This is a genomic window from Ruegeria sp. D6 (genome assembly GCF_056534365.1).
The window spans coordinates 608624-625756 of record NZ_JBQFPH010000001.1 but is presented as its reverse complement, the minus strand read 5'-3'; the positions used below and the strand labels follow the sequence as shown (position 1 = coordinate 625756).

The following is a 17133-nucleotide window of genomic DNA, read 5'->3' as shown; positions in this document are numbered from 1 at the left end:
CCGTTATTTGCTTAGTCGTCTTCCACGCGGGCGCGGAATCTCAGATCGATCTGGCGGATCGCGCCGCCGGTTCCCGTGCGTCGGGCGCTAGCGCGTTCGAACCACAGCCCCACCAGATGGCCCCGGTCCAAGCTCAGCGCCGCACCTTCCAGCGCGTCACACACCGCGCCCGCCAATGTCTTGGCCGCACTGAAGCCCGCCGCCTCGGACACCACCGACACCGTGAAGCGATGCACCGCACCCGCGCCCGACCGGTCCGAGGCGTCCCGCACCTCCTCCGGCCCGAGCGTCACATAGGTCTGAGGCAGCACTCCCGATGGCACCGCGTCATAGATCGCACCGCCTGACAGGGCGCTTACCTGCACATCCCCCAATAGCTGTTGAAACACCGCCGCCTGCAACGCGGCTGCAACGCCATAGCTCATGCCGCCACCTCTTCATCTGCGAAACAGGTCAGGTACTGGCCGCGCCCATCACGCTCGGCCACCGCGCGGATGACAAACCGGCGCGTCCCTTCTGCAAACCGCTGATCCGGCGCAGGCCGCATGGATGATCCCTCAGGTGCGCCCCGGACTACGATCCGATAGCCAACCCGCGACACCGAGGCGCCACCGACCGCGCGTTCCGCCCCGCTACGTGCCGTCACCTCGGCCCAAAGCGCGCCCAGCGCAGCCCATGTCTCGGTATAGCCGCCCGCACCATCGGCACTACGGATCGGAGCCTCCAGCACCAGCTTGCGGTTCAATCGCGGCGCGCTCATTGCGTCACCCCTGCCCCGAAGCGCACAGTTCGATAACGCTGGATCAGACTGGTGACACCAAATGGCATGCACCCCGCGCCCAGCGCCGTCTCATCGCGATATTCGTAGTAATGCGCCGCCAGCAGCAGCACCGCCTGCCCAAGGTCAGCGGGCAGCCCGCCCCAATCCGTGGCCATCCCGACAGTGAAGGCAATCTTCACCGAGCCGCCGGTCTGCACCCTTGGCAAGCAAGTGCCAACCGGACGCAACCGAGGGCGCTGCATGTCGCGCTCCAAACGGTAAGCTTCGGCATCCACAACCATGTCGGTCCCCGCCGCATCCGTCAGCGTGATCGCAGCAACCGAGACCACCGGGGCCACCGGCAGCAATTCACCTGCTGGATCGCGCCAACCGTTCAGGCTCCACGAGAAATCCCGTTCGATCAGCACCTTACCGGTGCGCGCCTCAATCGCCGCAATGGCCGCACGCAGAAAGCCATTCAACACCTCGTCCTGCACATTGCCCTCGGCAAACCCCGTGCCCAGCCGCAGATGCGCCTTGAACTGATCCACCGGCAGCGCCGCATCCGCGATGGCGGTTTCTTCGATCAACATCATCCATTCACTCCGCAATCTCGGACCCCTCCGGGGCCGTATCCTTGGAAAATGACGGGCACGCGCCGCCCCACGTTGCTCGGACGGAGGGGAGCAGCTAGACAACGCGGGGGATCTCACCCCGGCCCGCGCCCGCCGCCCGAGGGGCCCCAAGGCCCCCCGGATTCAGCCCGCTTTAGGCGGTGCCGAATTTCACCAACTTGATTGCAGCAAAATCGCTTACGTCGCCGCCCACGCGCTTGGTCGCGTAGAACAGGACATGCGGCTTGGCGCTGAACGGATCGCGCAGCACGCGCAGATCGGGACGTTCGGCTATGGTGTAGCCCGACTGGAAGTCACCGAAGGCAATCGAATAGCTGTCGGTCGCCGCATCCGGCATGTCCTCGGCGATCAGTACCGGATAGCCCATCAGACGCGCAGGCTCACCAGCGGCCAAGCCATCCGACCAAAGGAAGCGGCCATCGCTGTCCTTCAGCTTGCGGATCAGACCAGCGGTTTTCGAGTTCATCACGAAAGTGCCGTTCACCCGGTACTGCGCGCCCAGTGCGTAGACCACGTCCACAATCGCATCCGCATCGACGCCACCATCAATACCCGACGCGACATAACCCAGGCTATCCCAGCCCCAGCTGCCGTTTTCCATCGTACGGTGGGTCAGGATACCCTTGGGCTTGTCCACACCGTCGCCATTGATAAACGCCGCTGCCTCGGCCCGGGCAAACTTGTCGGCGATACGACCGGCCAGCCAACCTTCGACATCAAACGCACTGTCATCCAACAGACGCTGCGACGCCTTGGGCAGCGCGCTCAGCTCGTGCAGCGGGATCGAAATCCGATCAATCGATGGGGTCGAGGTCTCAGCCGTGGCCGAGTTTTCATCCGCCCAACCCGCGCCCACATCGGTGTGGTCGATCAGCACGTCGAACGAGTTCGCCTCGACATTCACAACTGACGCAATCGAACGGATCGAAGCGGTTGAATTCAACACCGACTTGATCATCTCAGCCGTCTGCGGATCGACCAGATAGCCACCGTCGCTGTTCACCGCCGTCGAAAGCGACTTGGCCTCAATCTCCAGCCCGCGCAGCCCGTCATCCTCGCCCGAACGCACATAGGCGTCAAAAGCCTTCTGATGCGGGGCACCGTCCTCGATAGAAGCCGCAAGATGCGGACGCGCCGCGATGGTTGATTTACGATCCAGCATGGTCAGTCGCTCTTCTGTCTGTTGCATTTTGGTTTTAACTTCAGCCTTCAGGCCCTTGAATTCATTCACGAAGCCAGCCATCGCCTGCTTCACCTCCTGAACCAGGGGCGCACCCTCTCCGGTCAAGGCCGGGGTCTCGGTCTTGCTCATCAGCACTTCCTTTTTGGGTGGGTATTGAGGCGCGCTAGGTCCGCGCCAGCTCCTGCCGGGCGTCGTTGAACACCTCGGCAATACTGCGCCAGGTGTTTTCAACGTCAGGCTCAACGCCCTTCGCCGCCACCCGCGCACTGGGCAGCATCGGGAAAGTCACCAGCGACACCTCCCATAGCTCCAGTTCGGTCAGGACCCGCTGGCCCTTGTCATTCTTCACGGCCCGTTTGGTGCGATAACCAATCGACAGGCCATCCATAGCGCCCGCCCGGATCAACTCGGCCGCCTCACGGCCCTTTTGCGTGGCCTCCAGCAGACGCCCTTTGACCCACAGGCCCTTGTCGTCTTCGCGCACCTCATCCCAGACGCCGATTGGCTGCGCCGGATCGTGCTGCCACAGCATCTTGACCCGCTGACCCGCCTTTGCCAGCCCCTCCAGCGAGCCCGTATACGCCCCGCGCTGCACCACATCGCTGCCCTGATCGACCTGCTCAAACAGGCTGGCATACCCTTCGATCACCGCATCCTCGGACACCGACAACCCGTCGCCAAACCGAGCGAGTTTATGTTCTAAATCCATGAACTTCTCCATGTAACCCACTGACATTACGGCGCTACCACCAGTAACGACTGAAACGCCTGCGCCAAAATCACCGCCGCCACGCCGTAAACCGTCAGCCACAACCGCTTCTCCAGCCGCTCCATCATCTCTTCGATCTGATCCAGCCGCCGACACAGGTGGGCGTGCTGGATCTCGGCCACCCGCTCATGTGCGGCCAGACGCAGGCCCGGCGCGCAGTCGAACGGAGGATAACCGTCACCCATCGCCACGCTCCGGCAGCCCCAGCAACGCGCGCTTTTCCGCATCCGTCAGGAAATCCGCCCCGTTGACCCGCGCCCATTGCGCATCCCGTTCCGCCGACAGCGCCGGCACCTGATCCAGATCAGGCTTCAGCATCAGATCCTCACCGATAAAGCCCGCCAGCCATTCTGACACCGCCGCCGCCACCCGCGTCACCAGGGGCAGCACGGTCAGGCGATAAAACGCCCGGTTGGCCTCCTGATAGTTCGAATAGGTCGCATCGCCCTGGATCCCCAGCAGCATCGGCGGGACCCCAAAGGCCAGCGCGATCTCGCGGGCGGCGGCTTCCTTGGTCTTTTGAAACTCCATGTCGGACGGAGAGAACCCCATCGGCTTCCAATCCAAGCCCCCTTCCAGAACCATCGGACGCCCAGCATTGCGCGCCCCGCGATAGTTCTGCTCGATCTCATCCGACAAACGCCGGAACTGATCCTCGGCCATCACCCCATGGCCGTCACCCTTCCACACCAGCGCCCCCGAAGGCCGCGCCGCATTGTCCAGCAGTGATTTCGACCACCGAGACGCGCTGTTATGCACATCAATCGCCATCGCCGCCGCCTGCATCGGTGAAAATCCGTAATGATCATCCTGAGGATGGAACGATTTGATATGACAGATATTTTCCGCCGCAAACCGGTGCTTCTTGCCGCCCACGGCATAGTCATACGCCTTGGGCCAGCCATCCGCCCCCGGCACCACGCTCATCCGGTCGGATCGCAAGACATGCAGCTCAACCGGCAGCCCCCCATCGGCCTGAACCGCCTCGATATAGGCATTGCCCGACAGCAACAACTGCCCAAACAGAGCTTCCATCAACTCCGCCCGCCCCTGCGCCGCATTGGGACGACGCATCAGCGAAAGGATCGGATGCACATCATAGCGCTGCGCCTGATCCTGCAGCACCAGAGGCAAGGCCGCCGCCGCCTCGGCGATCAGCTTGACCGATCGAAACCCCACCGGATTCCCCGAAAACCCCGTCCGCGTCAGCGACACCGCATCCCGAGGGCTCCACGCCACGCGCCCACCCGTCTGCCACGCCACCACCGGCCCCGCCGCGCTCGCCTTCGCCTCAGGCGCTGCCTCAGCCGATCCACGACGCAAGAAATCGAATACCATCTGTGCTCCTTTCTGCCGCCGCTCTACCCGGCTTGTTGAAAGGAGTTATGACGGAAAGAAGTTTAGGGCTTGAGAATGGAGCGTACGGGGGGTGGGCAACGGACTAAAAGCTGACACGAACCAAGTGAGTCGCAGCGCGTGCTTCAACATAATCTCGACAAAATAAGAGTGCTTATCGTCACCAAGAGCAATCAAAGCACTGAATCTGGGATTTTCTTGTGTCCACAATCTCTAAACTAATTTTCAATTTCAAACGGAAACGGCTGCTTCGCAAACTAAACAGGGCGAACACGTTCAAACAGCTACAACTTCAACACAGCACTCCAGAAGAATTTCTTGAAGCAGAGCAAAACGCCGAACGCAGAGTAGCTACACGGCATCTCCGTCCAGACTGGGAAGCCGCCGCACAAGTAATCAACATGCACGAAACTCCTCCAGACAGTCATGAGGGGCGGGCTTTTCTGAATACCTTGGATACACATGACATTCACTATCTGGCTGAGCGGATTTCCTATGACGCAATGTACGATGAGGCTTGGGTTTTAGCTTTCATAGAGCATCCCGCATGCGATCTCGGCACCGGATGGCTATTGTTTCTTGGCTCCGGCTCACCGACGGGTATTGAAAAGTATCTAAGAGAAAATGCCGACGAAGATAGACCGTTTGGGTTCTATAAAGACGATGTCGAAAGAAACGACGCCATACTGGTTCGTATGAACGCGCGGGATTTCAAGACGCGAAACTTTGCTCCGAAAAACCCCAAGCGCATTCGTGAATACAAATTAGAAATACAGGGTGCTTTGGACGAAGGTTATTCACTAAGGTGGCAAATCCCCGACGATGCTTTCGCTGGATTGAGAGGATTTGACGCCAAGTCCAAATACGAAAAATCCGGTGATGATGTGTTTATTGACTTCGAGCTTTGGCTCGCGAGCCGTCAGAACTAATTTCGGCTCTTTGCCTGTCAGCCGTCTCACAAACTCCGCACCCTCGGCCGCCGATACACCCCCAAAGGCCCCACAACCAACTCATGCAGCGCCCACACCAGCGCGTCGACCCGGTCTGGTGAGCCCCATCCAGCATGGCCAATTGTAAGATTTAGCGGCTCGTTGGACATTTAACCCAAATCCTTTGCCATCGCCGACAAGTTCTTGTGATTTCTTGCCACGGCTGTTGCCTGCGTTTCACATGCCCCCACGTGTGCTTCAAATTGAAGAGGCCACCCGATGACTGAAAACGAACCTGCACCGTCCGGACACTCCGATACGAACAATAACTGGACCAAGGAACCTACTGCTGCCGACAAACACGTCTACGAGGTGTTTGCCTCCAACGTAGTCGTTCTTGTGCAGCTGCTTGATGACTACAAAACCATGATGTCGCCGGATGTCCACGCAAGGCTGTTTTCTTCGCTGCTGACGTTGTCCCGGTTGCTCGGCGAATACGAGGACAGTTGGAATCAAGAATACCCAACGCCCTGAACCTGAATGCGCCCAGCGAAAGATCAGCCCTTTAGGAGAAATATGATTGTTTGTAGAGCACCCCTCAGAGTGCTCACAAACTCCGCACCCTCGGCCTTCTAAACGCCCCCGCAGGCCCCACAACTAACTCATGCAGCGCCCAGACCAGCGCGTCGACCCGGTCGGGTGAGCCCTGCCCTTCGAACCCGCGCGCGGTCATCTGGCACATCTGCTCCTCCAGCGAGTCCAACCCGGCCAAATGGGCCACACGCCCCTGATCGTATAGCGCCGCTACAGGCTCGGCCCGCGCGACCTTTCCGCGTGACGCCCGCACCGCGCGATAAGGCACCAGAGGGTCCACCTGCCGCACGACCTCTTCCACCAGTTGCCCGCCCTGATTGACCTCGGCCACCAGCCGTTCGGCCCCGAACTCATCCATCGCGTCAATCGCCGCCTGCGCCCAGCCAGCCGGGCCAACGCCCTGCACCGTCCGGTCAGCCAGTACATAGGCCCGCCAGTCCTCGGGTGGCCCCTGTAGCTGAGCACCAACGACCACGATCCCGCAGGCATCCGCATCCGACCCCGCCGTCACCGCCGGGTCCAGCGCCACGACAACCCGGTCCAATGCGGGCACCTGCGCACAGCGCGCCGCCTCCAGCATCGAACCCGTCCACAACGCGCCCTCAGCATCCGACAGCAACACCCCGTCTAATTCCTGCCGCCCCAGCCGCGTGCCGGCATAGCGCGCGCGTACCTCTTCCAAAAAGGAACCCGCCAGATTGGCCCGGTTCGCCTCGGTCGGCGCGTGGGTCTGTACCGTGGACGGAGACGCCAGCAACTCCTTCAAAACCTTCACATTGCGCGGCGTCGTGGTCACACAGACCCGCGGCCGTTCCCCCAGCCGCAGCGCAAATTGCAACATATCCCAGGTCTCGCCCGCCTTCTTCCACTTGGCCAGCTCATCCACCCAGGCCGCATCAAACTGCGGCCCCCGCAGCCCCTCGGGATCATGCGCCGAAAACGCCTGCGCCTCGGACCCGTTAGGCCAAACCAGCTTGCGTTCAGACGCCTTCCAAACAGGCCGCCGATCCGGCGGTGAACACTGCAATATCCCGCTATCCCCAAAGATCATCACATCGCGCACCTGATCAAATGTCTCACCGACCAGAGCCACACGACACGCCTGCCCCCGATCCAGAGGCAATGACCCCTCGACCACCGACCGCACCCACTCGGCCCCCGCCCGCGTCTTACCGGCCCCGCGCCCGCCCATGATCACCCACGACCGCCAGTCGCCCTCGGGCGGCAACTGATGCGGCAGCGCCCAGAACTCGAACAGGAAAGGGAGGGCACACAGCCCCCCCTCCCCGATCTCACTCAGAAATCTGTCCTGCACCGCAGCAGGCGCGGAGGCGAGCCAGCCTGCACCCGATCTCAGATCGTGCCCGATCAAGGTCGAGCGCATAGCCCCCTTGGGCAATTCCGGCTTGTCTGTGATGTTGTTCGACAAAGCTTGTCTCCACTTTCTGGCAACTGCGGATCAGCCCCTCTAGCTGACCCAGTTGCTTGCCTGTTCCGGCAAGGTCTGCATCCTCCCCGGCACCGATCTGTTTTCGCAGTTCTTCCGCCGCTTGGCGCAGATCGCGAATGGATCGCTCAAGCGACTGCAATAAATCAGCCGTCTGAGAAATCCGCTCTTCCGGGGTAATCAAAGTCATGTTTGCCTGTGACCTCATGCGTGAGTTTTTCCGCACGAGAGAAACGAAAAACGACCGCCGGGTCGCCCCGGGGCCGTTGCCCACCTCTTCTAGCATGACATAATTCGTACCAAGAAAAGTACGCAAAGTCAATGTGTTACGCAACGAAGATGCAACACCCGGCGTCCGATCCGTTAACGATCAGCCCCGCATGACCTCAAGAAACGCAGCGCTTACGATCAAAGCCGCACCCAATACTTCTCTCATCCCAAACGGCTCGCCCGAGAAGACCGCCGCCGAGATCAGGCCCACCACAACTTCGCTCATCAGCAGTAGACCAACGCGTGCCGGGGTCAGCTTGGTTGCGGGCCAAATCGTCAGAAAAAACATCGGCAAGGTGTACAGGACCGACAGCAACGCGACCGGGCCGATTCGTATAACCATCTCGCCGACTGCCTCTGATGACGCCAAACCGCCGCCGAATGGAAGGCTCAGCAGAGACAACACCAAAGCGCCTGAAACAAAGGCAAAAACCTGCCCCGGAACAGAGATACCGGACGTCCGATAAAGCCCCAGAGATCCCATCGCCCAAGTGATCCCCGAGATCAGGGCCAGCCAGTCTCCAGTATTGCGCGGCCAGGGAAACCCCTGTTCTCCGCCAAGCACGATGAACATGCCACCCAGACCGCAGAGTAAGCCCAGCACACGCGCCGGGCCAAGACGTTCACCCAGAAACACCATTCCAAGGATCGTTCCCCAGACCGGTGTCAGATAGAACAGCAGGATTGACCGGACGACATCTGTGTAAACCAGACTGATGGTAAACAAGCTGAACGCAGCACCGGTGAACATCCCGCTCAAGATCAGCCCGCGCCAGTCTTTCAAAAGCGCTTGCCGTTCGCGCATCAGGAAAGGCGTCAGTACGATCAACGCCGAGGTGTACATCACAATACCGGGCCATGGACCATCCAGTCCTTGGTCGACAAAGTAGCGAACCGGAATCCAGTACAGCCCCCACATCATCCCGCCGATGACAAGGGCGACGCTGGCGGTCCTCAAATCCGCTCCGTGTAAAGCTCTGAATGTCATGACCCGACTCATAAAACCTTCCGAACCGTATCTGGCAAACGCGCAACCCGCGCAAGCTTATGGCCGACACGGCGCTTGACAATCGCGACCGCAAGGCGCATGTGCCCCTCAAACAGCGCTACCGCGTGAGCACGTTGGCGACACCGCCCCCAACAGCGCCCGATTCACCCATAGTTCCCCATCACGCAGGGTTCTTGACGCGACAACCAGATGCTGCAGGGAACGCCTGCACGTCCTGAGGTTTCGCACAACCCCTGCCGGTCGCGGATGCGGCCCATCACGACTTGCCCGTGGGCCATTGCCTCGGGCTGTAAAGGATAGATATTTGTTCGACTTCGATATGCTGGGCCTTGCGCCCGCTCTAAATGATGCGCTCAAACGCGCCAACTTCACTCAACCGACCCCGATCCAGAACCAGGCGATCCCGCTGGCCCTGAATGGTCACGATATCCTTGGCCTCGCCCAGACCGGTACAGGTAAGACATTGGCCTTTGGCCTGCCGCTGATCGACCATCTGCTGGCCCAGCCCGGCAAGCCCGATCCCAAAACCGCCAAGGCGCTGATCCTTGCGCCCACCCGCGAGTTGGTCAACCAGATCGCCGACAGCCTTCGCAACTTGACCAAGAAAACCAAGATCCGCGTCGCGACCGTGGTTGGCGGTCAGTCGATCAACAAGCAGATCATGTTTCTGGCGCGCGGCACCGACATTCTTGTCGCCACCCCCGGTCGCCTGATCGACCTGATGGATCGCGGTGCGGTTAATCTGGGTTCAGTCAAGCACCTTGTGCTGGACGAGGCTGACCAGATGCTCGATATGGGCTTCATCCATGCCCTGCGTCGGATCGCGCCGGAACTGGGCACACCGCGCCAAACCATGCTGTTCTCAGCCACCATGCCGAAGCAAATGGAAGAGCTCAGCCGTGCCTATTTGACCAACCCGCAACGGGTGCAGGTCTCGCCCCCCGGCAAAGCAGCCGACAAGATCACGCAGTCGATCCACTTTGTTGAAAAGCCTGCAAAACCCGCCAAACTGCGCGAGATCCTCTCGGCTGACATGGACGCGCTGACGTTGGTCTTCTCCCGCACCAAACACGGGGCCGAAAAGCTGATGAAGGGGCTTGTCGCCGATGGCTACAATGCAGCCTCGATCCACGGCAACAAAAGTCAGGGCCAACGCGACCGCGCCATCAAGGCGTTCCGCGCCGGTGAGGTCAATGTTCTGGTCGCTACCGACGTCGCCGCGCGCGGCATCGATATTCCGGGCGTGGCCTATGTGATCAACTACGACCTGCCCGAGGTACCGGACAACTATGTCCACCGCATCGGCCGCACCGCTCGTGCAGGCCGCGAGGGCGAGGCCATTGCCTTCTGCTCGGCGGAAGAGGTCGACCTGCTGCGTCAGATTCAGAAACTGATGAAGATCGAAATCCCGGTCGCCAGCGGTGAGATGCCTGAAGCAATCTCACCAAAGAAAACCCCGCGCCGCCCAAGCAACCGCCGTCGCGGCCCGAAACCTCAGCACTCTGGTGCGCCCAAACCGGGCGGTCAGAAACGCCGCCGACCGCGTCGCGCGAAAGCGGCCTGAATAAGAAACGGGCCGGTCGATTGACCGGGCCGTTGCTTTATCGGGGTCAGAGGTTCGTGTTGTACAAGTCGGACAAAGAGCCGTTTCAAACCTGTACAACACGGACGATTGAATCAGTTCCCGGAATTCCGCTCAGCCTCGATCTCACGCCACTTTGCGACGTTGCGATTGTGCTCTTGCAGGGTCTCGGCAAAGGCATGACCACCGGTTCCGTCCGCAACAAAGAAGATGAAATCCGTGTTGTCAGGTGCCACCGCAGCCTCAAGGCTCGCGAGACCCGGATTGGCAATCGGGGTGGGTGGCAGCCCTTCGATGACATAGGTGTTCCAAGGCGTTGCACGGCGCAGCTCACTCCGCCGCAAACCACGGCCCAACGTACCCTGTCCTTTGGTCACGCCATAGATCACGGTCGGGTCTGTCTGCAGCCTCATCCCCTGGTTCAGGCGGTTCACAAAGACGCTGGCCACCTGGCCACGCTCATCCGGCACACCGGTTTCTTTTTCGATGATCGACGCCAGGATCAGCATCTCTTCGGGGCTGCCCAAGGGTAGTCCGTCCTGACGCCCTTCCCATGCGGCATTGATCCTAAGCTGCTGTTTTTCCTGCATATCCGCAAGGATTTCATTCCGATCCTCACCGGGTCTGACCTCATAACTATCAGGGGCCAGCATCCCTTCGGCGGGCAGCTCGGCCACCTCACCGGTCAGCAAATCCATCGCCTTCAGCGACTCAACAACCTGCCAACTGGTGACACCCTCCGCCAGAGAAACCCGATAGCGTGTATCCGCCTCACCACGCTTCTCTGCGTAGACTTCGGGCGCGTCCTGTTCGCCGATCACAAAGGATGCAACCTCATCAAAATCCAAGGTCGCTGGATTCAGCTCACGCACGCGGGTCTGCATACGCGTCACACCGATGCGGTATTCGATCTCGGTCCCGCAAGTGCTGGCGCCACTATGGGTGATATCATCGATGATCTGCTCCATCGACGACCCCTCACGCACCAGAAAGCTGCCCGCTTTCAATTGCTGAGATTTCTCTGTGTAATCAGAGGCTAAACGGAAGATCAGTCCACTGCTGATCGCCCCCTGATCCTCGAGGTCACGGCTGACCCGTGTCATGTTGGAGCCCGGCTTTACCTGCAGGCAGATCGCGGTTTCCAGCGGTCCTTCGGACTTGTATTGCGACTGCCCCCACAGGACGACACCGCCCATCAGGAACAGCCCAACGATCAGTATTGTCAACGCATTCGAAGCGAGCGCTCGCCACATTTAGCTGACCTTTCCGAAGATCACACTTGCATTGGTGCCGCCGAAGCCGAACGAATTTGACAAGGCCACGTTGATCTCACGCTCGCGCTTGGCATTCGGGGCCAAATCGATCGGAGTTTCAACTGCTGGATTGTCCAGATTGATCGTCGGTGGTGCAACCTGATCGCGGATCGCAAGGATCGAAAAGATCGCCTCAATCGCGCCAGCGGCGCCCAGCAGGTGACCAGTGGCCGATTTGGTCGAAGTCATCGTCGCGTTGCTGGCGTGATCCCCCAGCAGGCGTTCTACCGCGCCCAGCTCAATCGTATCCGCCATGGTCGAGGTCCCATGCGCGTTAATATAATCCAGATCCTTCGGCTCAAGCCCCGCACTACGCAGCGCTGCTTTCATCGAGCGTTCGGCCCCATCGCCATCCTCGGACGGCGCGGTGATGTGATAAGCGTCACCCGACATGCCATAGCCCAGAACCTCGGCGTAAATCTTGGCACCGCGCGCTTTGGCGTGTTCGTAATCCTCAAGAACTACAATGCCTGCACCTTCGCCCATGACGAAACCGTCGCGGTCGATGTCATAGGGGCGGCTCGCTTTCTTCGGATCATCGGCGTATTTGGTCGACAGCGCCTTGCAGGCGTTGAAGCCGGCGATACCGATTTCGCAAATACAGCCCTCGCCGCCGCCTGCGATCATCACGTCTGCATCCCCGGCGCGGATGATGCGGCTGGCATCACCGATCGCATGGGCACCGGTCGAGCAAGCAGTCACGACCGAGTGGTTCGGCCCCTTGAACCCATGACGGATCGAAACCTGCCCCGAGGCCAGATTGATTAGCGCGCCCGGGATAAAGAACGGAGAAACCCTGCGCGGACCTTTGTCGCGGATCAGGTTGGCCGTGTTGGCAATTGATCCCAGCCCACCGATACCGGACCCAATCAGAACGCCAGTGCGCAGGCGGTCTTCTTCGTCTTCGGGCAGCCAATTGGCATCCTTGCAAGCCATCTCGGCTGCAGCGATGGAATATAGGATGAAATCCTCGATCTTGCGCTGTTCTTTCGGCGGCATCCAGTCGTCGGGGTTGAATGTCCCATTGGTGCCATCTCCGCGCGGCACTTCGCAGGCATAGGTCGTGGTGACCCCGCTTGCCTCGGCATCAAACTGCGTGATTGGTCCTGCGCCGGATTCTCCATCCAGCAGCCGTGACCATGTTTCCTCAACCCCACTGGCCAAAGGAGTGACCAATCCAAGACCGGTTACAACGACTCTGCGCATGAAGTGCCTCTTGCCTGCTTCCTGTTATGAGAACCGCTCATACCCCGGCCCGGGGTGCGGGGGCAAGAGCAACGGCATATTCTGAACCGGCATCCTTGTGCCGTAACCTGTTCAAATCCTCTGTCAATTGAGTTGAACGATGCCTGAAAAGCAAAAACCCGCCCTTCCTTCAACGGGAAAGGCGGGTCGTCTGGTACTGAAGTTCACTGGAACTCGGCGACTGGCTCGTGTGCCGATTGGGCGACCTCCAATGCTTCGGACAGATCGACGGACTTGCGGAACAGTGCCCGGCCAACGATCGCACCCGAAATATTCGAGATATAGGCGAGACGAGAGATATCGTCGCTGGTACGCACGACACCGCTGGCTATGATCGGTGTACGCGATTTTTCGGCCAGTCCTGAAATCAGACCCAGCTGCGCCTCGACGTCTTCCATATCGCTATCGATATCGGTCACCAGAATGGCAGCAAGAGGCGTATCCGCGAAAGCTTCGATGAAGGCTTCCGGGGTAAACGCACTTTGGCTGCGCCAACCTTCGGTCATCACTTGCCCTTGCCAAACATCAACCGCCAACACGATCTGGTCGGGATAAAGCTTGGCCAGTTCCTTAACCAACTGCGGGTCCCAGGCCGCAAGTGTGCCAATCACGATTCGACCGGCCCCTTTGTTGATCCAATGTTCAACATGCTCGCGGGTCCGCATCCCCCCTGCCAGCTGCACTGACATTTCAGAGGAGCGAATGATTTCTTCGATCAGTTCGGAATTGGTATCCCGGCCTTCGATCGCGTCAAAATCCGTAAGCTGCATCCATTCCGCTCCAGCCGCAGACCAGCCGCGCGCGGTCTCGACTGGATCTACATGCCAGATCATCGCTTCATCCAGACGCCCCTTGTCCAGCGTAACGCACCGACCGTTCTGCAACTCCATCGTGGGGTAAATCATCATGATTCATATCCTCCGCTGAATCATTCCGTAATTCCACGATAGCATAGAGTCTCAGTTTGCCGCTTTGTTTCACAAGATCGGCAAAGCTCGTCCATTTTGCGGCATCGCACTGCCTAATGCGTTTCACACCCGTGTAGGAGGTCCGTCACGGCGAAACAGATGAACGGGGGTGCCGCGGTATTCAGCTTCGCGCAACAGCTTGTAGCCCAGCTTTTCAGCCAATCGCTGTGAGGCTGCATGGTCCGCGTCGATCAGCGCAACCAACGGGCCCGGAATGATCCGGTCGAACCAGTCGTGCGCCGCCTGCGCGGCCTCACACCCGTATCCTTGCCCCTGCATGTCAGGGGCCAGAACCCAGCCGGCTTCGGGAAAACCATCGAAATCATCGCCCAGAGACCGGTTGCCATAGAAGAACCCGGCTTGCCCGATCAGAGTACGATTCGACTGCAGCATCACACCCCATTGACCGAACCCGGTCATCTGCCAATGTCCAGCGTTGCGCAGGAAAGAATCCCACGCCTCGCCGCGCGTTTTCGGGGTGCCTCCGATATGGCGTACAACTTCGGGGTCGCGCCAGATTTCGGCGAACCGGTTGAAATCCTCGGGGCGCATTGCACACAAGGTCAGACGCGCCGTATTGATCATCGGGGTGGATCTTATCATGCCCTTGCCCGCTCAGAAACTTGCCTCAGGTGTCAGAGTGCGGAGCCTCAACGCCTCAAAGCAAGCGCGAAATGTGGCAGAGCATAAAAAAACGGCGCTTCCGTTGCCCGGAAGCGCCGTTTTTGTCTCAGTCAGGTCAGCTTAGGAAGCTTCGCTGATGAATTTGACCGCGTCGCCAAAGGTCTGGATGGTCTCGGCTGCGTCGTCCGGAATCTCGATGCCGAACTCTTCTTCGAACGCCATTACCAGCTCAACGGTGTCCAGGCTGTCTGCGCCCAGATCGTCGATGAACGAGGCGTTTTCGGCAACCTTGTCCTCTTCAACACCCAGGTGCTCAACAACGATCTTCTTTACGCGATCTGCGACGTCGCTCATGTCTATTCCTCATTTCAATTTCAGGGCTGTCCGCCCGGTTCTGCCCTTGCCCGTTCGGGGTGGACTTGTTTTGCCCTTTCCGGGCGGTTTGGGTCCCGGGTCCCCGGGAAATCAGAGAACCGGCCCTTGGACCGGTTCCTGCGCATATGCGCCGCCTATAGCACAGACAACGCACAAGGCAAACGCTTTCGCATCCGCCCCGAATTGCGATTACAACATGGCCATACCGCCATTCACATGCAAGGTGCTTCCGGTAACATAACCTGCTTCAGGGCTTGCCAGATACAGCACAGCGGCTGCGATTTCCTGCGGATCACCCATACGACCGGCCGGAACCTTGAGCAGCAGACCCTTCTTTTGCTCATCCGTCAGCTTCTCGGTCATCGCGGTGGTGATAAAGCCCGGCGCAACAGCATTAACGGTAATGCCACGGGTCGCAACCTCATGCGCCAGCGCCTTGGAAAAGCCGATCATGCCGGCCTTGGAGGCAGCATAGTTCGCCTGCCCTGGGTTTCCGATCGCGGCCACAACGGACGAGACATTGACGATCCGACCCCAGCGCGCCTTCATCATGCCCCTGATCACGCCTTTGCACAGCTTCATCGTTGCGGTCATGTTCACGTCGATCACGCTCTGCCATTCTTCATCCGACATGCGCATGAACAGGTTGTCGCGTGTGATGCCTGCGTTGTTCACCAGAATATCAACCGAGCCCATCGCCTCAGCCGCTTGTTTCGGCAGGGCCTCGACGGCTTCGGGAGCGCTCAGGTTACACGGCAAGACATGCGCACGATCGCCAAGGCTGTCGGCCAGAGCTTGCAGAGGCTCCACGCGCGTTCCGGAAAGGCCAACAGTTGCACCAGCGTCGTAAAGCGCGCGGGCGATATCGCCGCCAATACCACCCGAAGCACCGGTGATTAGCGCATTCTTACCTGTCAAATCAAACATCTATGTTTCCTCTCTGGCCGCCGAATCCGGCGGCTGTCCCTTGTTCATGCGCCGGGGTTAACGGCTTTTTGTACATCTTCAGGCGTCCCGACCGCTGTGCACGCCAATGCTCGATCGATCTTGCGGATCATTCCCGACAGAGCTTTGCCCGCGCCGATCTCCCACGCTTCGGTCACACCCTGCGCGACCATGTACTGTACGCTCTCACGCCACCGAACCGAGCCGGTGACCTGTTCCACCAGCAACTGACGGATCATATCTGGATCAGCCACAGCTTCGGCGCGAACATTCGCAACCAAAGGCACGGCAGGCGCTTTGATTTCAACCGAAGCCAATGCCTCTGCCATTACATCTGCCGCAGGCTGCATCAGCGCACAGTGAAATGGAGCACTTACCGGCAACATAATTGCACGCTTGGCACCTTTTTCCTTGGCGATCTCGGCTGCGCGCTCAACAGCGGCCTTTGAACCAGACACTACAACCTGGGTCGGGTCGTTGTCATTGGCTGCCTGACAGACCTCATCTTGCGCGGCCTCTTCCGCAACGGCGCGCACCGCTTCAAGATCGAGCCCCAGAATGGCGGCCATTGCGCCCTCGCCCACCGGCACGGCACTTTGCATCGCCTGCCCGCGCGTCCGCAGCAGGCGGGCAGTATCGGCAACCGTCAAGGCTCCGGCCGCAGCCAGCGCCGAGTATTCACCCAGCGAGTGACCCGCCACATAAGATGCCATTGAAATCAAAACGCCTTCGGCCTCAAGTGCGCGCATTGCGGCCATCGAGGTTGCCATCAGCGCGGGCTGTGCATTCTGAGTCAGGGTCAGCTCTGCGATATCGCCGTCCCAGATTAGATCGCTCAGTTTTTCGCCCAAGGCCTCATCGACCTCATCGAAAACGGCGCGGGCGGCTGGATATGCCTCAGCCAAGGACTTGCCCATTTCGATGGTCTGGGCGCCCTGCCCGGGGAAAACAAACGCGCGTGTCATTGGTGCCTCTTGCGTGACGTCAGATTTCGGCGGGGTTTAAACTGACAATCGGCGCGGCACAAGCATTGCCTGCGTTCTGCATCAGGACACCTTTACTGTGCATTTCTCTGTCTTGTGTCCACACGGCATCCATTTAACTTACCCTCAATTCAGAAACTCGGAGA

General features: G+C 59.7%; 19 protein-coding genes. 3 read left to right on the top strand and 16 right to left on the bottom strand.

Going from position 1 to position 17133, the window contains the following annotated elements; all coding sequences use genetic code 11:
* Nucleotides 1-11: 11 nt before the first annotated feature.
* The 7 genes from ACR0A1_RS03120 to ACR0A1_RS03090 all read right to left on the bottom strand — a co-directional run bounded on the left by ACR0A1_RS03120 (nucleotide 12) and on the right by ACR0A1_RS03090 (nucleotide 4685).
* On the bottom strand, nucleotides 12-425 hold the full coding sequence (locus tag ACR0A1_RS03120; RefSeq protein WP_480752840.1) for a DUF3168 domain-containing protein: 414 nt from the start codon (nucleotides 423-425) through the stop codon (nucleotides 12-14).
* On the bottom strand, nucleotides 422-760 hold the full coding sequence (locus ACR0A1_RS03115; protein WP_480752838.1) for a head-tail adaptor protein: 339 nt from the start codon (nucleotides 758-760) through the stop codon (nucleotides 422-424). Before ACR0A1_RS03115 ends, ACR0A1_RS03120 begins: the two co-directional genes overlap by 4 nt.
* The gene (locus tag ACR0A1_RS03110; RefSeq protein WP_480866198.1) at nucleotides 757-1356 is read right to left on the bottom strand and encodes a head-tail connector protein; all 600 of its coding nucleotides are present in this window, start codon (nucleotides 1354-1356) and stop codon (nucleotides 757-759) included. Before ACR0A1_RS03110 ends, ACR0A1_RS03115 begins: the two co-directional genes overlap by 4 nt.
* A 172-nt stretch (nucleotides 1357-1528) precedes the next feature.
* Nucleotides 1529-2707: a phage major capsid protein gene (locus ACR0A1_RS03105; protein WP_480866196.1), complete on the bottom strand. Its 1179-nt coding sequence runs from the start codon at nucleotides 2705-2707 to the stop codon at nucleotides 1529-1531.
* A gap of 34 nt (nucleotides 2708-2741) precedes the next feature.
* Nucleotides 2742-3287: an HK97 family phage prohead protease gene (locus tag ACR0A1_RS03100; RefSeq protein WP_480866194.1), complete on the bottom strand. Its 546-nt coding sequence runs from the start codon at nucleotides 3285-3287 to the stop codon at nucleotides 2742-2744.
* Nucleotides 3288-3313: 26 nt separating this feature from the next.
* Nucleotides 3314-3532, bottom strand: a complete 219-nt coding sequence (locus tag ACR0A1_RS03095) for a GTA head formation protein, RCAP_rcc01685 family (RefSeq protein ID WP_170635229.1) — start codon at nucleotides 3530-3532, stop codon at nucleotides 3314-3316.
* Nucleotides 3525-4685: a phage portal protein gene (locus tag ACR0A1_RS03090; protein ID WP_223117891.1), complete on the bottom strand. Its 1161-nt coding sequence runs from the start codon at nucleotides 4683-4685 to the stop codon at nucleotides 3525-3527. The genes ACR0A1_RS03095 and ACR0A1_RS03090 overlap by 8 nt, the downstream gene beginning before the upstream one ends.
* Nucleotides 4686-4903: 218 nt before the next feature.
* Between ACR0A1_RS03090 and ACR0A1_RS03085 the strand changes: the two genes are divergently transcribed.
* On the top strand, nucleotides 4904-5632 hold the full coding sequence (locus ACR0A1_RS03085) for a hypothetical protein (RefSeq protein ID WP_223117890.1): 729 nt from the start codon (nucleotides 4904-4906) through the stop codon (nucleotides 5630-5632).
* 279 nt (nucleotides 5633-5911) lie between these two features.
* Complete coding sequence (locus tag ACR0A1_RS03080) at nucleotides 5912-6166, top strand: hypothetical protein (RefSeq protein WP_170396475.1); 255 nt, start codon at nucleotides 5912-5914, stop codon at nucleotides 6164-6166.
* A gap of 73 nt (nucleotides 6167-6239) precedes the next feature.
* Here ACR0A1_RS03080 and ACR0A1_RS03075 read toward each other — a convergent pair whose 3' ends face one another.
* The gene (locus ACR0A1_RS03075; protein WP_480866856.1) at nucleotides 6240-7610 is read right to left on the bottom strand and encodes a DNA-packaging protein; all 1371 of its coding nucleotides are present in this window, start codon (nucleotides 7608-7610) and stop codon (nucleotides 6240-6242) included.
* 433 nt (nucleotides 7611-8043) lie between these two features.
* Nucleotides 8044-8931: a DMT family transporter gene (locus tag ACR0A1_RS03070; RefSeq protein ID WP_480613231.1), complete on the bottom strand. Its 888-nt coding sequence runs from the start codon at nucleotides 8929-8931 to the stop codon at nucleotides 8044-8046.
* Between the two features lie 325 nt (nucleotides 8932-9256).
* Between ACR0A1_RS03070 and ACR0A1_RS03065 the strand changes: the two genes are divergently transcribed.
* Complete coding sequence (locus tag ACR0A1_RS03065; RefSeq protein WP_170512921.1) at nucleotides 9257-10516, top strand: DEAD/DEAH box helicase; 1260 nt, start codon at nucleotides 9257-9259, stop codon at nucleotides 10514-10516.
* A 113-nt stretch (nucleotides 10517-10629) separates the two neighbouring features.
* On the opposite strand, the gene mltG is transcribed toward ACR0A1_RS03065, so the two are convergent.
* The 7 genes from mltG to fabD form a co-directional block, all read right to left on the bottom strand.
* A complete protein-coding gene (gene mltG, locus ACR0A1_RS03060) occupies nucleotides 10630-11787 on the bottom strand; it encodes an endolytic transglycosylase MltG (RefSeq protein ID WP_480866192.1) in 1158 nt (385 codons plus the stop codon).
* The gene (fabF, locus tag ACR0A1_RS03055; RefSeq protein WP_170396465.1) at nucleotides 11788-13053 is read right to left on the bottom strand and encodes a beta-ketoacyl-ACP synthase II; all 1266 of its coding nucleotides are present in this window, start codon (nucleotides 13051-13053) and stop codon (nucleotides 11788-11790) included.
* 203 nt (nucleotides 13054-13256) lie between these two features.
* Nucleotides 13257-14000 (bottom strand): 1-(5-phosphoribosyl)-5-[(5-phosphoribosylamino)methylideneamino]imidazole-4-carboxamide isomerase, encoded by a 744-nt coding sequence (locus ACR0A1_RS03050; RefSeq protein WP_170396463.1) that lies wholly within the window; start codon nucleotides 13998-14000, stop codon nucleotides 13257-13259.
* A 123-nt stretch (nucleotides 14001-14123) separates the two neighbouring features.
* Nucleotides 14124-14663: a GNAT family N-acetyltransferase gene (locus ACR0A1_RS03045; protein WP_170396461.1), complete on the bottom strand. Its 540-nt coding sequence runs from the start codon at nucleotides 14661-14663 to the stop codon at nucleotides 14124-14126.
* A 141-nt stretch (nucleotides 14664-14804) separates the two neighbouring features.
* Nucleotides 14805-15038, bottom strand: a complete 234-nt coding sequence (locus tag ACR0A1_RS03040; protein ID WP_008756330.1) for an acyl carrier protein — start codon at nucleotides 15036-15038, stop codon at nucleotides 14805-14807.
* Nucleotides 15039-15248: 210 nt separating this feature from the next.
* The gene (gene fabG / locus ACR0A1_RS03035) at nucleotides 15249-15986 is read right to left on the bottom strand and encodes a 3-oxoacyl-[acyl-carrier-protein] reductase (protein ID WP_480866189.1); all 738 of its coding nucleotides are present in this window, start codon (nucleotides 15984-15986) and stop codon (nucleotides 15249-15251) included.
* 44 nt (nucleotides 15987-16030) lie between these two features.
* Nucleotides 16031-16969 carry an ACP S-malonyltransferase gene (gene fabD / locus ACR0A1_RS03030; RefSeq protein WP_480866187.1) on the bottom strand — a complete coding sequence of 313 codons (939 nt, stop codon included), beginning with the start codon at nucleotides 16967-16969 and terminating at the stop codon, nucleotides 16031-16033.
* Between the last annotated feature and the right edge of the window lie 164 nt (nucleotides 16970-17133).

Excerpts from the sequence above, each read along its gene's own strand:
- ACR0A1_RS03120 (WP_480752840.1), bottom strand. The coding sequence starts at position 425 with ATGAGCTATGGCGTTGCAGCCGCGTTGCAGGCGGCGGTGTTTCAACAG.
- ACR0A1_RS03115 (WP_480752838.1), bottom strand. The coding sequence starts at position 760 with ATGAGCGCGCCGCGATTGAACCGCAAGCTGGTGCTGGAGGCTCCGATC.
- ACR0A1_RS03110 (WP_480866198.1), bottom strand. The coding sequence starts at position 1,356 with ATGATGTTGATCGAAGAAACCGCCATCGCGGATGCGGCGCTGCCGGTG.
- ACR0A1_RS03105 (WP_480866196.1), bottom strand. The coding sequence starts at position 2,707 with ATGAGCAAGACCGAGACCCCGGCCTTGACCGGAGAGGGTGCGCCCCTG.
- ACR0A1_RS03100 (WP_480866194.1), bottom strand. The coding sequence starts at position 3,287 with ATGGATTTAGAACATAAACTCGCTCGGTTTGGCGACGGGTTGTCGGTG.
- ACR0A1_RS03095 (WP_170635229.1), bottom strand. The coding sequence starts at position 3,532 with ATGGGTGACGGTTATCCTCCGTTCGACTGCGCGCCGGGCCTGCGTCTG.
- ACR0A1_RS03090 (WP_223117891.1), bottom strand. The coding sequence starts at position 4,685 with ATGGTATTCGATTTCTTGCGTCGTGGATCGGCTGAGGCAGCGCCTGAG.
- ACR0A1_RS03080 (WP_170396475.1), top strand. The coding sequence starts at position 5,912 with ATGACTGAAAACGAACCTGCACCGTCCGGACACTCCGATACGAACAAT.
- ACR0A1_RS03075 (WP_480866856.1), bottom strand. The coding sequence starts at position 7,610 with ATGCGCTCGACCTTGATCGGGCACGATCTGAGATCGGGTGCAGGCTGG.
- ACR0A1_RS03070 (WP_480613231.1), bottom strand. The coding sequence starts at position 8,931 with ATGACATTCAGAGCTTTACACGGAGCGGATTTGAGGACCGCCAGCGTC.
- mltG (WP_480866192.1), bottom strand. The coding sequence starts at position 11,787 with ATGTGGCGAGCGCTCGCTTCGAATGCGTTGACAATACTGATCGTTGGG.
- fabF (WP_170396465.1), bottom strand. The coding sequence starts at position 13,053 with ATGCGCAGAGTCGTTGTAACCGGTCTTGGATTGGTCACTCCTTTGGCC.
- ACR0A1_RS03050 (WP_170396463.1), bottom strand. The coding sequence starts at position 14,000 with ATGATGATTTACCCCACGATGGAGTTGCAGAACGGTCGGTGCGTTACG.
- ACR0A1_RS03045 (WP_170396461.1), bottom strand. The coding sequence starts at position 14,663 with ATGATAAGATCCACCCCGATGATCAATACGGCGCGTCTGACCTTGTGT.
- ACR0A1_RS03040 (WP_008756330.1), bottom strand. The coding sequence starts at position 15,038 with ATGAGCGACGTCGCAGATCGCGTAAAGAAGATCGTTGTTGAGCACCTG.
- fabG (WP_480866189.1), bottom strand. The coding sequence starts at position 15,986 with ATGTTTGATTTGACAGGTAAGAATGCGCTAATCACCGGTGCTTCGGGT.
- fabD (WP_480866187.1), bottom strand. The coding sequence starts at position 16,969 with ATGACACGCGCGTTTGTTTTCCCCGGGCAGGGCGCCCAGACCATCGAA.